This window comes from Kitasatospora sp. NPDC040550, assembly GCF_055594965.1.
The window spans coordinates 208,214-222,209 of the sequence record NZ_JBVIWC010000008.1 but is presented as its reverse complement, the minus strand read 5'-3'; the positions used below and the strand labels follow the sequence as shown (position 1 = coordinate 222,209).

The 13,996-nt window shown below is 72.8% G+C and carries 13 protein-coding genes; 5 read left to right on the top strand and 8 right to left on the bottom strand.

The features are described from left to right. Positions 1 to 19: 19 nt before the first annotated feature. The 6 genes from ACZ58X_RS14915 to ACZ58X_RS14890 form a co-directional block, all read right to left on the bottom strand. Complete coding sequence (locus ACZ58X_RS14915; RefSeq protein WP_470334055.1) at positions 20 to 604, bottom strand: GNAT family N-acetyltransferase; 585 nt, start codon at positions 602 to 604, stop codon at positions 20 to 22. A gap of 38 nt (positions 605 to 642) precedes the next feature. Next, complete coding sequence (locus ACZ58X_RS14910; protein ID WP_470334054.1) at positions 643 to 1,161, bottom strand: MogA/MoaB family molybdenum cofactor biosynthesis protein; 519 nt, start codon at positions 1,159 to 1,161, stop codon at positions 643 to 645. Next, positions 1,158 to 1,658 carry a cyclic pyranopterin monophosphate synthase MoaC gene (moaC, locus tag ACZ58X_RS14905; protein WP_470334053.1) on the bottom strand — a complete coding sequence of 167 codons (501 nt, stop codon included), beginning with the start codon at positions 1,656 to 1,658 and terminating at the stop codon, positions 1,158 to 1,160. Before moaC ends, ACZ58X_RS14910 begins: the two co-directional genes overlap by 4 nt. 101 nt (positions 1,659 to 1,759) lie before the next feature. Further along, complete coding sequence (gene glp, locus ACZ58X_RS14900; RefSeq protein WP_470334052.1) at positions 1,760 to 3,094, bottom strand: molybdotransferase-like divisome protein Glp; 1,335 nt, start codon at positions 3,092 to 3,094, stop codon at positions 1,760 to 1,762. 27 nt (positions 3,095 to 3,121) lie between these two features. After that, a complete protein-coding gene (gene galU, locus ACZ58X_RS14895) occupies positions 3,122 to 4,042 on the bottom strand; it encodes a UTP--glucose-1-phosphate uridylyltransferase GalU (protein WP_270144670.1) in 921 nt (306 codons plus the stop codon). A 51-nt stretch (positions 4,043 to 4,093) separates the two neighbouring features. Continuing rightward, the gene (locus tag ACZ58X_RS14890) at positions 4,094 to 4,999 is read right to left on the bottom strand and encodes a GGDEF domain-containing protein (protein WP_470334051.1); all 906 of its coding nucleotides are present in this window, start codon (positions 4,997 to 4,999) and stop codon (positions 4,094 to 4,096) included. Between the two features lie 61 nt (positions 5,000 to 5,060). Here ACZ58X_RS14890 and ACZ58X_RS14885 point away from each other — a divergent pair, with 61 nt between their 5' ends. Next, positions 5,061 to 5,648: a 5-formyltetrahydrofolate cyclo-ligase gene (locus ACZ58X_RS14885; RefSeq protein WP_470334050.1), complete on the top strand. Its 588-nt coding sequence runs from the start codon at positions 5,061 to 5,063 to the stop codon at positions 5,646 to 5,648. A 105-nt stretch (positions 5,649 to 5,753) separates the two neighbouring features. Here ACZ58X_RS14885 and ACZ58X_RS14880 read toward each other — a convergent pair whose 3' ends face one another. Further along, positions 5,754 to 8,474 (bottom strand): penicillin acylase family protein, encoded by a 2,721-nt coding sequence (locus ACZ58X_RS14880; RefSeq protein WP_470334049.1) that lies wholly within the window; start codon positions 8,472 to 8,474, stop codon positions 5,754 to 5,756. A 358-nt stretch (positions 8,475 to 8,832) separates the two neighbouring features. Between ACZ58X_RS14880 and ACZ58X_RS14875 the strand changes: the two genes are divergently transcribed. The 4 genes from ACZ58X_RS14875 (at position 8,833) to mscL (ending at position 13,494) form a co-directional block, all read left to right on the top strand. Continuing rightward, positions 8,833 to 10,317 carry a potassium/proton antiporter gene (locus ACZ58X_RS14875; protein WP_470334048.1) on the top strand — a complete coding sequence of 495 codons (1,485 nt, stop codon included), beginning with the start codon at positions 8,833 to 8,835 and terminating at the stop codon, positions 10,315 to 10,317. Positions 10,318 to 10,678: 361 nt separating this feature from the next. Then, positions 10,679 to 12,055 (top strand): MFS transporter, encoded by a 1,377-nt coding sequence (locus ACZ58X_RS14870; protein WP_470334047.1) that lies wholly within the window; start codon positions 10,679 to 10,681, stop codon positions 12,053 to 12,055. A 126-nt stretch (positions 12,056 to 12,181) separates the two neighbouring features. Then, the gene (locus ACZ58X_RS14865) at positions 12,182 to 12,505 is read left to right on the top strand and encodes an FmdB family zinc ribbon protein (protein ID WP_470334046.1); all 324 of its coding nucleotides are present in this window, start codon (positions 12,182 to 12,184) and stop codon (positions 12,503 to 12,505) included. Positions 12,506 to 13,077: 572 nt separating this feature from the next. Beyond that, positions 13,078 to 13,494 (top strand): large conductance mechanosensitive channel protein MscL, encoded by a 417-nt coding sequence (gene mscL, locus ACZ58X_RS14860; RefSeq protein WP_470334045.1) that lies wholly within the window; start codon positions 13,078 to 13,080, stop codon positions 13,492 to 13,494. 8 nt (positions 13,495 to 13,502) lie between these two features. On the opposite strand, the gene ACZ58X_RS14855 is transcribed toward mscL, so the two are convergent. Next, a complete protein-coding gene (locus ACZ58X_RS14855) occupies positions 13,503 to 13,802 on the bottom strand; it encodes a hypothetical protein (RefSeq protein WP_470334044.1) in 300 nt (99 codons plus the stop codon). Positions 13,803 to 13,996 lie beyond the last annotated feature (194 nt).

Sequence of the window (13,996 nt, the reverse complement as noted above, 5' to 3'; positions counted from 1 at the left end):
ATTTCTTTCGAACAAATATTCAATTACGTGGTTCGCGGCCGGAACTGAGCGCCCGCCAGCGCTCCAGCATCCCTTCCGGAACCTCCTCGGCGGTCAGGGCGTAGACCAGGTGGTCCCGCCAGTCCCCGTCGATGTGGAGATAGCGCGGACGCATTCCCTCCGGACGGAAGCCGAGCTTTTCCACCACCCGCCGGCTCGGGCCGTTCTCCGGGCGGATGCAGACCTCGATCCGGTGCAGTCCGAGGGTGTGGAAGCAGTGGTCCACCGAAAGCGCCACGGCCGTCGGCATGATGCCCCGGCCGGCCACCGCCTCGTCGATCCAGTAGCCGACGTTGGCCGAGCACATCGAGCCCCAGGTGATCCCGCCGACGGTCAACTGGCCGACCAGCTGGCCCTTGTGGAGCACCACGAAGGGCAGCATCCGGCCCGCCGAGGCCTCGCCGCGCAGGAAGCGGACCATCTGCCGGTAGGTCGGGCGGGGTCCGGCGGCCTGGCCCGCCGGACCGGGCGGCACGGTGGCCTCCCAGCGCCGCAGCCAGTCCCGGTTGCGGCGGCTCACCTCCTGCCACTCGCGCTGGTCGCGGGCCCGGATCGGGCGCAGCACGACCTCCCCCTCGTGGAGTTCTACCGGCCAGCCGGCGTTCAGTGCGCTCTCCCGGAAGCTGGTGCGTCGGGCCGGGGGTGGTCCCCGCCGCCGAGCTGGTCGACGGCGTGCGCGAGCAGCGGCTCCAGGACGGCCAGACCGTCCTTGACGCCGCCGGTCGAGCCCGGCAGGTTGACGATCAGGGTACGTCCGGCGAGCCCGGCCAGCCCGCGGGAGAGCGCCGCGGTCGGCACCTTGTCGCGGCCGTACGCGCGGACGGCCTCGGCGATGCCGGGGACCTGCCGGTCGATCACCCGGGCGGTCATCTCGGGGGTGAGGTCCATCGGCGAGATGCCGGTGCCGCCAGTGGTCAGCACCACGTCGTAGCCGGCGGCGACGGCCTCGCGCAGGACGGCCTCGACCGGCTCGCCGTCCGGGACGACCCGCGGGCCGTCGACGGTGAAGCCCATCGCGGTCAGGCCCGCCACCAGCAGCGGGCCGCCCTTGTCCTCGTACACCCCGGCCGAGGCCCGGTTGGAGACCGTCACGGCGAGCGCCCTCGTGCTCCGCGTCCTCATGCGCCGGCCTCCGGCGCGAACCAGTCGCCGCTCTTGCCGCCGGTCTTGCTCAGCACCCGGACGGACTCGATGCTCGCGCCCTTGTCGACCGCCTTGACCATGTCGATCACGGTCAGCGCGGCGACCGTCACCGAGGTCAGCGCCTCCATCTCGACACCGGTGCGGTCGGCGGTCCGCACGGTGGCGGTGATCTCGACCGCGTCGTCCCCGACGGTGAGGTCGACCTCGACGCCGGAGACCGCGATCGGATGGCAGAGCGGGATCAGGTCCGGGGTCCGCTTGGCGCCCATGATCCCGGCGATCCGGGCCACCGCGAGGGCGTCGCCCTTGGGCACGCCCTCGCCGCGCAGCAGCGCCACCACCCGCGGGGAGACCCTGACCCGCCCGGCCGCGACGGCGGTGCGCGCGGTGGTGGCCTTCGCCGAGACGTCGACCATCCGGGCGGCGCCCCGGTCGTCGACGTGGGTGAGGCGGTCGCCGGGGTTCGGTGTCGTCACGGGTAACTCCAGGGGCGCGCAGGTCGAATACCGCGCTACCGTACCGCTCTGCCGCTCCCCGCTCGCCTCCGGGCGCTGTTGACCCGCCGCCTCCGCGCCGCTCAGGACTCCAGCAGCACCACGTCGACCTCGCTGCCGGCGGGCAGCTCGGTGACCTCCTCGGGAACGGTGATCAGGCAGTTCGCCCGGGCCAGCGCCCCGACCAGGTGCGAGTCGGCGGCGCCCACCGGCCGTACGGTGCCGTCCGCCGTGTAGCGGCCGCGCAGGAACTGCCGGCGCCCGGCCGGGGAGCGCAGCGCGGACGGGCAGAGCGCGCGCACCACCGGGCGGTGAACGTCGCCCGCACCCAGCATGGTGCGGATCACCGGGCGGACGAAGAGTTCGAAGGAGATGTAGGCGCTCACCGGGTTGCCCGGCAGGGCGAGCAGCGGCACCCCGGCCGCGCCGCCGATCCGGCCGAAGCCCTGCGGCTTGCCGGGCTGCATCCGCAGCTTGCGGAAGTCGACGCCCCCGTAGGACTCGAAGACCTCCTTGACCACGTCGTACGCGCCGACGCTGACCCCGCCGCTGGTGACGATCAGGTCGGCCCGGCCGAGCTGCTCCTCCAGCACGGCGCGCAGCCGGTCGGCGTCGTCGGGGACGGCGCCGACCCGGTAGGCGATGGCGCCGGCCTCCTGGGCGGCCGCGGTGAGGGTGAAGCTGTTGGAGTCGGAGATCTGCCCGGGCCCGACCGGCTCGCCGGGCTGGACCAGCTCGCTGCCGGTGGAGAGCACCACGACCCGGGGGCGCGGGCGGACCTTCACGGTGGCCCGGCCGATCGCGGCGAGCAGGCCGAGCTGGGTGGGGCCGAGCCGGGTGCCGGCCTCCAGGACGGTGGTGCCGGCGGCGACGTCGCTGCCGCGGCGGCGGATGTGGGCGCCCTCGGCGACCGGGCGCAGCACCCGGACCTCCTCGTCCGGCACCGGCGCGGTCATCGCCACGGCGGCGGTCCCGGTGCCGGTGCCGCCGTCGGTCCACTCGACCGGGGCGACCGCCTGGGCGCCGGGCGGCACCGGGGCGCCGGTCATGATCCGGGCGGCCCGGCCGGGGCCGACCCTGGGCAGTTCACCCGCGCCGGCGGCGATGTCGCCGACCACGGCGAGCACCGAGGGGTAGTCCTCGGTGGCGCCCTGGGTGTCGGCGGTGCGGACGGCGTAGCCGTCCATCGAGCTGTTGTCGAAGGGCGGCAGGTCGCCCTCGGCGACCACGTCCTCCTCCAGCCGGCAGCCCTGGGCGTCGAGCAGCTGGAGCTCGATCGCGGGCAGCGGGCCGACCGCGGCCAGCACGTCGGCGCGGTGCTCGTCCACCGTCCAGAAGCGAGGAGCCGCCGGTGCCCGGTCCGCGGACCCGTCGCAGAAGGCTGCGGGGGTGGTGGTGTGCTCCGTGGACCCGGTCATCGGCGGCTCGCTCTCTGTGTCGTGCGGTCAGTCCTGCAGCTCGGAACCGACGAACTCCCGCAGCCAGGAGCGGAACTCCGGGCCCAGGTCCTCGCGTTCGGCGGCCAGTCGGACGATAGCGCGCAGGTAGTCGGCGCGGTCGCCGGTGTCGTAGCGGCGGCCCTTGAAGAGCACGCCGTGCACCTGGCCGCCGGCCTCCGCGTCGCGGGTGGTCAGCTCGCGCAGGGCGTCGGTGAGCTGGATCTCGCCGCCGCGGCCGGGCGGGGTCTCGCGCAGCACGTCGAAGACCAGCGGGTCGAGGACGTAGCGGCCGATGACGGCGTAGTTGGACGGCGCCTCGCCCGGCTCGGGCTTCTCGACCAGGTCGGTCACCTGGAAGACGTCCTCGCCGAAGCCGTTGGCCTTGACGGCCGCGCAGCCGTACAGGTGGATCTGGGAGGGGTCGACCTCCATGAGGGCGACAACCGAGCCGCCGAGCTCCTGCTGCACCTCGATCATGCGGGCGAGCAGCGGGTCGCGCGGGTCGATCAGGTCGTCGCCGAGCAGGACGGCGAAGGGCTGGCCGGCGACGTGCTGCTCCGCGACGGAGACGGCGTGGCCGAGGCCCTTCGGGTCGCCCTGGCGGACGTAGTGCATGTTGGCCAGCTCGACGGACTCGCGGACCCGGCGCAGGCGGTCCTCGTCGCCCTTGCGGACGAGCAGCTCCTCCAGCTCGTAGGCGCGGTCGAAGTGGTCCTCCAGCGCGCGCTTGTTGCGGCCGGTGACCATCAGTATGTCGGAGAGGCCGGCGGCGGAGGCCTCCTCGACGACGTACTGGATGGCCGGCTTGTCGACGACGGGCAGCATCTCCTTCGGGGTGGCCTTGGTCGCCGGGAGGAAGCGGGTGCCCAGTCCGGCCGCGGGTACCACGGCCTTGGTTACCGGAATTCGGGAGGTGGTCGTCGTCATGCGTTTACCTTACTCAGGCACGTTTTCGCCCGGCCGAGCGCGGTCGGGCGGCTAGGACAGCACGTCCCGGGGCACGGCCACGGTGGCAGGCGTATGGGAAGCGACCGGCTGGGCCAGGGGGTCCCCTCCGGTACAGGCGGACAGACTACCCGGCTTTTCCGAACGGTCACGTTCGGGAGTCGGCGCCCGCTCCGGTGCGCGAGGGGGCTGCTCACGTGCCCCTGCGGGGCGGCCCGGGCCCGGTGCGAGCCGCCAGCAGTCGCCGCCGGACGCCCGGGCGGCGGCCAGGGCGCCGTCGGCGGAGCGCAGCAGGACGGCCGCGTGGGTGCCGTCCTCGGGGAGCACGGCGACGCCGACGGCGGCGGTCAGGCCGTTGCCCCCGGCCGGGCGGGGCGCCCTGGTGCCGGAGGACCAGTCGAGCAGCAGGTGCCGGCGGACCGACCAGACCAGCCGCTCGGCGACCTGCGCGGCGCCCTCGGCGCCGGTGTCCGGGAGCACCACCAGGAACTCCTCGCCGCTGTAGCGGCCCAGGGTGTCGGCGCGGCGGATCTCCATCGCGAGCCGCTGGGCGAGGTCGCGCAGTATCGCGTTGCCGCGGGCCCGGCCGTGCTCGGCGAGCACCGCGTCGAAGCCGGCGATCTCCAGCAGCAGGACGGCCAGCGGGCGCGGGCCCTCGGCCTGGTCGGTGTGCTCGGCGCGGCGGGCCCGTTCGATCTCCCGGTCCAGGGTGAGCTGCAGGTGGCGGTAGTTCCAGACGCCGGTGAGCGGGTCGCAGGAGGCGGTCCGCTCCAGCTCGGCGCAGCGCTCCTCCAGTTCGGCGATCCGGCCGGTCAGCCGCTCCCGTTCGGCGGCGGCCCCGGCCCGCTCCCGGCGCGCGCGCACACCGAGCACGGTGGCGCCGGCCAGCGCGGGGGCGCTCAGCGCGGCCAGGGCCTGGACCAGCAACGGGGTGGACAATCGGGGCGCCCTTTCGCGTGTCAGGCTCTGCGCGTCACGGTTTTCGGACGTGGAGGATCCGGTGCACAACGAGAAGAGCGACCTGAGGACACGGCTGTTGACGCGGCGCCGCGCACTCACCGCCGAGGGGCGCGCGGAGGCGGCGCTCGCGCTGGCCGGCCACGCGTGGGAACTGGCCGCTCCGGGCAGCACGGTGGCCGCGTACGTGTCGGTGGGCGCGGAGCCCGGGACGCGGCCGCTGCTGGACGCGCTGCGGGAGAGCGGCGTCCGGGTGCTGCTGCCGGTGCTGCTGCCCGACAACGACCTGGACTGGGCCGAGTACGCGGGGCCGGCGGCGCTGGCCGCGGCCGGGCGCGGGCTGCTGGAGCCGGTCGGACCGCGGCTGGGGCCGGAGGCCGTCACGGGGGCGTCGGTGGTGCTGCTGCCGGGCCTGGCGGCGGACGCGGCCGGGCTGCGGCTGGGCCGCGGCGGGGGCAGCTACGACCGGGTGCTGGCCCGGCTGGAGCGGGCCGGGGCGCGGCCGGTCCTGGCGGTGCTGCTGTACGAGCACGAGCTGCTGGAGCGGGTGCCGGCCGAGCCGCACGACCTGCCGGTGGACCTGGCGGTCACGCCCTCGGGGGTGCGGGCGCTCGGCCGGGACGGCGGCTGAGACGGCGGCGGCCGGGACCGCGGCGGCCGGGACGGCCACGGATGAGACGGCGGCGGCCCCGCGCTCCCGGGAGGAGGGCGGGGCCGCTCGGGCTCGGGACGGGCCTCAGCCCGTGGTGAGCACCAGCTTGTGCTTGGTGGCCTTCTCGACCGCGTCCGGGGTGTAGGCCCAGGTCAGCAGCTTGCCCTTGAGCCAGAGGTCGGTCTGGTCGTTGTAGTTCTGGTGGAAGGCGTGGCCGGAGGCGCCGCCGACGTTGACCCAGCGCGAGGAGTCCAGGTCGTTCAGGTCCACCACCATCCGCATCGACGGGATCCAGTCCACCTGGTAGCCCGCCGCCGCGTTCCAGCCGGCCGCGTCGACCGCCGCCGAGCCGCCGGAGAGGCGGTACGGGCCGCGGTTGAGCAGCTTGTGGACGAGGCCGGAGGCGATCGAGGAGTTGTCGGTGCCGAGGGTCTGCTCGCGCAGCTCCAGCTTGTGCAGCCGGCCCCAGCTCCAGGTGGAGATGTCCTTGCCGAGCAGCGAGGTCAGGTCCTGCCGGGCGTTCTTCATCGCCTCCTTGAGCAGGTTGTCCAGGCCCTTCTGCTCCTTGTGGTCGGAGTCGATGTACGTCCACCAGGAGCTGTCCGGCTTGTCGAGCTGGGTGCGCACGACCTCGGTCCAGCGGTCGCCGCCGTCCGGCTGGGCCTTGCCCGGGTCGCGGGTGCCGCACTGGGTGACGATCTTGCTGGAGCTGTCCGGCTTGGTCGGGTCGTCCTGCTGGCGCACCAGCAGGCAGTTGTCCTTGGCCCGGATGTCGGCCGGGAACTTCTGCCCGAAGGCCAGGCTGAGCAGGTTGCGCCAGACGCCGTTGTAGTAGGCGGCGGCGGCCGAGTCGGCGTCCTGGTGGAAGTTCCAGTCCTTGAGCAGGTCCTGGGCCTCGCGCACGTAGGGGTCGTCGATCTGCTGCTTGAGCAGCAGCGGGACCAGCGTCTTGGCCATGATGCTGGTGTTGTCCAGCTGGAGGGTCTGCATGTCGTCCGGCGAGATCTTGCCGTTGTTCTTGAGCAGGCCCTCGATCTGGTCGGTGATCTCCTTGGCCCGGCTGCCGTACTCCCAGTCCTTGGTGAGGTTGTACTTGTAGCTCGGGTCCACCACGGCCTGGTTGGCGGTGACGATGTAGCCGGACGCCGGGTTGAGGCTGTACGGCAGGGCGGTGAAGGGGACCGGGTCCGGCTTCCACTGGTACGAGGAGTCCCAGCCCGGGGCGGGCATCGAGCCGTCGCCCTTGCCGCGCACCGGGATGACTCCGGGGGCCTGGTAGCCGATGTTCTTACTGTCGGCGTAGATCAGGTTCTGCGCGGGGACGGCGAAGTCCTTGGCGGCGGCGCGGAACTCGTCCCAGTTCTTCGCCCTGTCGAGCTCGAAGACGGCGTCCATGGTCTTGCCGGGGCTGAGCGCCGTCCACTGCAGGGCGACGCCGTAGCCGCCGGTGCCGCGGTCGGGGGCGGAGCTGCCGTTGGGGGCGTACTTGCCGACGTTCTGCTGCTCGGTGCTCACGTCGGAGATGAGCGGGGCGCCGGTGCGGGTGGTCCGGACGGTGATGGTGCGGTCCTCGCCGCCGGCGACCTTGATGGTCTCCTTGCGGAGGTCGAACTTCTCGTCCTTGCCGTCCACCTGGTAGGTGTCCGGGCCGGTGACCTTCTCCAGGTAGAGGTCGGTCACGTCGGCGCCGAGGTTGGTGAAGCCCCAGGCGACGTCCTTGTTGTGGCCGATCACCACGCCGGGCATGCCGGCGAAGGTGAAGCCGGAGACGTCGAACTGGCAGGCCGGCGAGGCGGTCCGGCAGTGCAGGCCCATCTGGTACCAGACCGAGGGCAGGCCGGGGCCGAGGTGCGGGTCGTTGGCCAGCAGCGGCTTTCCGGTGGTGGTGTGCGAGCCGGCGACCACCCAGGAGTTGGAACCGATGCCCTGGCCGGGGCGGCCGAGCAGCTGCGGCATCGCGTCGATCCGGTCGGTGAGGCCCTGCAGCAGCGCCTTGGTGGTGGCCGCGCCCTGGGCGGTGCCGGCGCCGGGGGCGGCACCGGGCGGGGTCGAGCCGTCGGCCGGACGGTAGGTGTCGCCGTTGACGGTGCCGGTCTTCACGATCGTGCCGTTGCGGGCGTACGGGTAGTCCGGGTACAGCTCGGCGATCTTGTCCGGGCCGAAGTCCTGGGCCAGCAGCGAGCGGTCGATCTCCTCCTGGAGGTTCCCGGAGAGGTTCCAGGCCATCGCCTTGAGCCAGGCCACCGAGTCGACCGGGCTCCACTGCTCCGGCTTGTAGCCGCTGTTGACCGCGCCGAGCATGGCGTACTCCAGCGAGGCCTTCTCCCCGCCGGGGTGCTCGGCGAGCCAGGCGTTCACGCCGTCCGCGTAGGCCTGGAGGTACTTCTTGGTCTCCGGCGAGAGCTTGGTGTCGTACTCCTTCTGCGCCACCTGCCGCCAGCCCATGGTGCGGATGAAGGAGTCGGTGTCGACCTGGCTGTCGCCGAACATCTCGGACAGCCGGCCCGCGGTGATGTGCCGCCGGACGTCCATCTCCCAGAAGCGGTCCTGGGCCTGGACGTAGCCCTGGGCGCGGAACATGTCCTCGCTGGTGTCCGCGTACAGCTGCGGGATGCCGTTGGCGTCGCGCTTGACGTCGACCGGCGCGCTCAGGCCCGCCACCTTGACCGTGCCGTCCACCTCCGGGAAGGAGGCGCGGACCGCGGTGACCCCGCGGTAGCCGCCGTAGCCGACGCCGGCCACCAGCAGCACGACCAGCACGATCACGATCAGACGGGCGCGCCGGAACTTCTTCGAGCGGGGCATCTGGGTCCTTGCGGTCCTGACTTCGGGGCGGGCGGGCGTGTCCCGGGCCTGGGGCCGTGACAGGGCACCACATTAGGCCGAGTCGGACGACCGGCGTGCACGGGGGACGCTCCCGGCGGGATCGGGGGAGGTCAACGAGCGGCCCGGAAGGGGCTGGTGGGCGCCCTGCGGGCGGTCGTGACGGGCGCGACGAGGAGGGAAGTAGGCAATGAAACTAAAGATATGGCAAAATGTTAGACTGAGTAACGATCCGCAAGAGGAGCATTGACGACTTCTTAACGGGTCGACGGTCCGGCACTGCCCCGGCCCGGCACCACCTGACACCCCGCCCGCCCATGCCTGCCCGAGGTGCCACTGCGTGAACGTCGCCCACCTGAACCAGCTCCTGCTCGAAGCCTCCGTGATCCTGCTCTTCGCGGTGGTCGCCGTCCGGTTCTCGACCCGATCAGGACTGCCCAGTCTGCTGATCTACCTCGGGATCGGCGTGGCACTGGGCCAGAACGGGATCGGCGTCACCTTCAACAACGCCGAACTGACCCAGGTGCTCGGCTACGCCGCACTCGTGGTGATCCTCGCCGAGGGCGGCCTCAAGACCAGCTGGCGCGAGGTCAGGCCGGCCATGCCGGCGGCCACCGTGCTGGCCACCGTCGGCGTCGGCGTCAGCGTCTTCGTCACCGCGGCCGGCGCGCACTGGCTGGTCGGCCTGGACTGGCGCACCTCGCTGCTGCTCGGCGCGATCGTCTCCTCCACCGACGCCGCCGCCGTCTTCTCGGTGCTGCGGATGGTCCCGCTGCCCCACCGGCTCACCGGCCTGCTGGAGGCCGAGTCCGGCTTCAACGACGCGCCCGTGGTCATCCTGGTCGTCGCCTTCGCCTCGACCGGCGAACTGGACTCCTGGTACGTGCTGCTCGCCACGATCGCCGCCGAACTGGCGATCGGCGCCGCGGTCGGCCTGGCCGTCGGCAAGCTCGGCGCGTTCGCGGTCAAGCACGTCGCCCTGCCGTCCTCCGGCCTGTACCCGATCGCCGTGGTCGCCCTGACCGTGCTCGCCTACGCCGGCGGCGCGCTGCTGCACGGCTCCGGCTTCCTCGCCGTCTACATCAGCGCGGTGATCCTCGGGAACTCCAAACTGCCGCACGGCCCGGCCGTCCGCGGCTTCGCCGACGGGCTCGCCTGGATCGGGCAGATCGGGATGTTCGTGCTGCTCGGGCTGCTCGCCTCGCCCGAGACCATGGGCGACGCGGTGGTCCCAGCGCTGGTGATCGGCGGGGTGCTGGTCTTCCTCGCCCGGCCCCTGTCCGTGGTGCTCACGCTCACCCCGTTCAAGGTGCCCGTCCGCGAGCAGGCGCTGCTGAGCTGGGCCGGACTGCGCGGGGCGGTGCCCATCGTCCTCGCCACCATCCCGGTGGTCTCCGGGGCGCACAAGGCCGACGACGTGTTCAACATCGTCTTCATCCTGGTCGTCGTCTTCACCCTGCTCCAGGGCCCGACCCTGCCCTGGATGGCCAAGCGGCTGCGGATCGGCGAGGGCGCCATGGGCCAGGACCTCGACATCGAGTCCGCGCCGCTGGAGAAGCTGCACGGGCACCTGCTCTCGGTCACGCTCTCGCCGACCTCGCGGATGTCCGGTGTGGAGATCAGCGAGCTGCGACTGCCCAAGGGCGCGGCGGTCACCCTGGTCGTGCGGGACGGCAGCTCCTTCGTGCCGGACAAGGCGACGATGCTGCGCGGCGGGGACGAACTGCTGGTGGTCACCACGGACGAGGTCGGCGAGGCGGCCGAGCGGCGGCTGCGGGCCGTGGACAAGGGCGGCAAGCTCGCGGGGTGGCTGAACGGGCGCTGAGGCGCCGGTGGGGTGGCCGAGGTGGCCGAGGTGACTCGAGTGGCCTGGCTGGCCTGGGCGACTCGAGTGGCCTGGTCGGTCTGGTCGGTCTGGGTGGTCTGGGTGGTCTGGGTGGTCTGGCGGGATCTACGCGCGTAACTGTATGCTGGTACGACCACGCCGTATGACTACCGTTAGACCACCCCCAGCATCTGCCTGACGCAGAGTTGGCGCGACCGCTCGGCGGCCGCGGTCCGGCCCCGGCCCACCAGGCCCGGCCGGCCCGGTATCTACCCCGGTCGACGCGCGAGAGGACGACTCTCGGCGCCGTCGGGGCCACCCCATGCCCTGCCGCGCTACCAGGCAGCAGGAAGGACCGACCGTGACGGCCCGCCGAACGGTCGAGACCACCGCGGACAGCGCTCCGGACACCGCGGACAGCACCCCGAACAGCGCGACCACCGACGCCGGGACACCGGCCAAGGTCGGTTACGGCGCGCTGCTGCGCACGCCCGGAGCCTGGACCTTCCTGGCCCCCGCCTTCATCGCGCGACTGCCCTACGCGATGCTCAGCATGGGCATCCTGCTCCTGGTCAAGGACACCCACGGCTCCTACGGCACCGCGGGCACCGTCACGGCCATCGCCGCCGTCGCCCAGGCCCTGATCGGCCCGCAGACCGGACGGCTCGCCGACCGGTACGGGCAGGCCGCCGTCCTCGTCCCGACCGTCGTGGTGCACGCGGCCTCGGTCGGCCTGCTGATCGCGCTGGCGCTCGGCCACGCGCCCGCCTGGAGCCTGTTCCTGGCCGCCGTCCCGGCCGGCGCGAGCGTTCCGCAGATCGGTGCGATGGTCCGGGCCCGCTGGATCGCCACCATCGGCGCCGAGGGCGCCTCCGCCTCCGCGTCGGCCAAGGTCAGCACCGCGTTCGCCTTCGAGTCCGTGACGGACGAGTTCACCTTCGTGATCGGCCCGATCCTGGCCGCCAACATCGCCACCTCGGTGAACCCGGCCACCGCCCTGGTCGTCGAGGCCGCACTGACCTTCGTCGGCGGCCTGGTCTTCGCCGCCCAGCGCCGCACCGCACCCGCCCGGATCACCCCGGAGCCCGGTGTCCGGCGCGCCTCCGCGCTCTCCTCCCCCGGCGTCCGGCTGCTGGCCGGGGTGATCCTCGGGGTCGGGGCCGTGTTCGGCGGCATGCAGGTCTCGGTCAACGCCTTCGCCGACTCGGTCGGCCAGCACGACGCGGCCGGCACCGTGTACGGGATCTTCGCCGGCGGCTCAATGGTCGCGGGCGTGCTCTACGGCGTCATCGCCTGGCGGCGGGCCGTCCAGCAGCGGATGGTGATCAGCTACGCGCTGCTGGTGGCGGGCTGCTCCACGCTGTGGGCGATGCCCAACCTGGTCACGCTCTCGATCGCCGCGCTGGTCTGCGGCCTGGCCATCGCGCCGACCCTGATCAGCGGCTACACCCTCGTCGAGACCCTGGTCGAGGACGGGGCCAAGACCGAGGCCTTCACCTGGCTGACCGGCGCCATCGGCCTGGGCCTGGCGGTCGGCTCGATGGTGGCCGGGCGGCTGATCGACGGCCACGGGCCGTCCGCCGGGTTCCTGGTGCCGCTGGTCGGCGCCGGGCTCGGGCTGATCGCGCTGGTGTCGCTGCGGCACCTGCTGGCGGCCCCCAGCGGGGCGGGCCGCGTGGTGGCCTCCTCGGCCGACCTCGGCGGCGCGGCACAGCTGGTCGGCGCCGCGAAGGGCTGAACGCGCGGTCGTCGGTGACTCGGTACCGGCTCATCTCACACCGGATTCGCTGGACTGATCCAACGGAATACCGCATCATTGACCATCGTTAGCACTCATCAGGCGAGAGTGCCAGGAGGAAGACAAGTGCCCACGTACCAGTACCAGTGCACCGAGTGCGGCAACGGCCTGGAGGCGGTGCAGAAGTTCACCGACGAGGCGCTGACCACGTGCCCCGACTGCCAGGGACGGCTCCGCAAGGTCTTCTCGGCCGTGGGCGTCGTGTTCAAGGGCTCGGGCTTCTACCGGACCGACAGCCGTTCGTCCTCCACCAGCTCGGTGGGCGCGGGTTCGTCCTCCGGCTCGTCGACCGGCTCGTCCACGTCGTCGGGCTCGGGCTCGACCGGCTCGTCGTCCGGTTCTTCGAGCACGTCGAGCTCGTCCAGCAGCCCGGCTCCGGCCGCCGGCTGACCTCGGTTTCCCGGGAAGGCCCGTCGGCCCCGCTTCGCGCGGGGACGGCGGGCCTTTTCGCGCGCCGCAGCGGGCCTTTTCGCGCGTTGCGGTGGGCCTTTCGCGGCCCGCCGTCAACTTCCGGAACCGGAATAGCTCGTGCGGGTGTACGAAGTTGTCCACAGGGGCGGGGTTTTCCACAGGCTGTGGGAATCGACTTCCGGGGCTCGGCGAAAGCGCGCAAGGTGTGGGACACCGAGCAAGACCCGACCGAGTCCGGAGGTGTCCCGATGACGACCACGAGCCTGTCCCTCCCGCTGCCCGCCCCCTCCGTACCGCCCCGGCGGGAGGTGCCGAGCTTCCCACCGATCCGGCGCGGCTGCGGCGGGTGGCACCGCTGGCGCCGGGCCGTCCGACGGCGGGGCGGAGTGCCCGCGCTGGTGCTGCTCGCGGTGGCCGCGGCGCTCGCCTCCGGGCCCGCGCGGGCCGGCCTGCCACCGCCCCCGGGCGGCGCCGTGGGCCGTACGGGTTGTCAATCCGGGCTTCCGGAAGATCACCCGTAACCCGGCGACGACTTCGTCGTTCGAGGCGGCATGAAAGGCTTCAAGGAATTCCTGCTGCGTGGAAATGTCGTCGAACTCGCCGTCGCCGTGGTCATCGGCGCGGCCTTCACCAACATCGTCAACGCCTTCGTCAAGGGCGTGATCAATCCGATCGTCGGCGTGTTCGGGACGAAGGACCTGGCGTCCTACAGTTCCTGCCTCAAGGGGCCCTGCGAGGTGAGCGGCACCGGTGAGGTCACGTCCGGGATCCTCATCCTGTGGGGGTCGGTGCTCAGCGCCGTCCTGCAGTTCCTGATCACCGCCGCCGTCGTCTACTTCGTGCTGATCGTGCCGATGAACCGGATGGCGGCCAAGCGCAAGAGTGTCGCCGAGGTGGCGGCCGAGGCCGAGGCCAAGGAGGTCCAACTGCTGACCGAGATCCGCGACGCGCTGGTCGTGGCGCGCTAGGAAGCCCCTCAGTCGCCGTGGTGCGGCGGGCGCTGGCTCAGGTACCAGTCCAGCCCCCGCCCACCGCCGGCACCCGCCCCGGGGCGATCGCCCCAGCCGGCGTCGGTGTCGTCCCGGGACTGCTGGTCCAGCGGGTCGCGGAAGACCAGGCGGGCCTTGGCGGGGGCGGAGGTGGTGGAGGGCGGGGTGGAGGAGGTGGGTGGGAGGGAGGGGGAGGGGGAGGGAGGGGCGGGGGTGGCCCCCCGCGCCCGGCCCTGACCCGGTTCGCGCCCCGGTTCCTGCGCCTGCCCTTGTTCCTGCTCGCTCATCCTGTCCACTCCCCTGCTCGCGGTCCGACCTGTCCTTTCAGCGTAGAAGCCTCGTGAGGCTCCCGACGACATGCGCCGGGGCCGGGGGGGGGGGGGGGGGGGGACGGGGGGGGGGGGGGGGGGGGTGGTGGGTGGGGGGGGGGGGGTGGGTGGGGGGGGCGGGGGGGGGGGGGTTTGGGGGGGGGGGAAAGAGA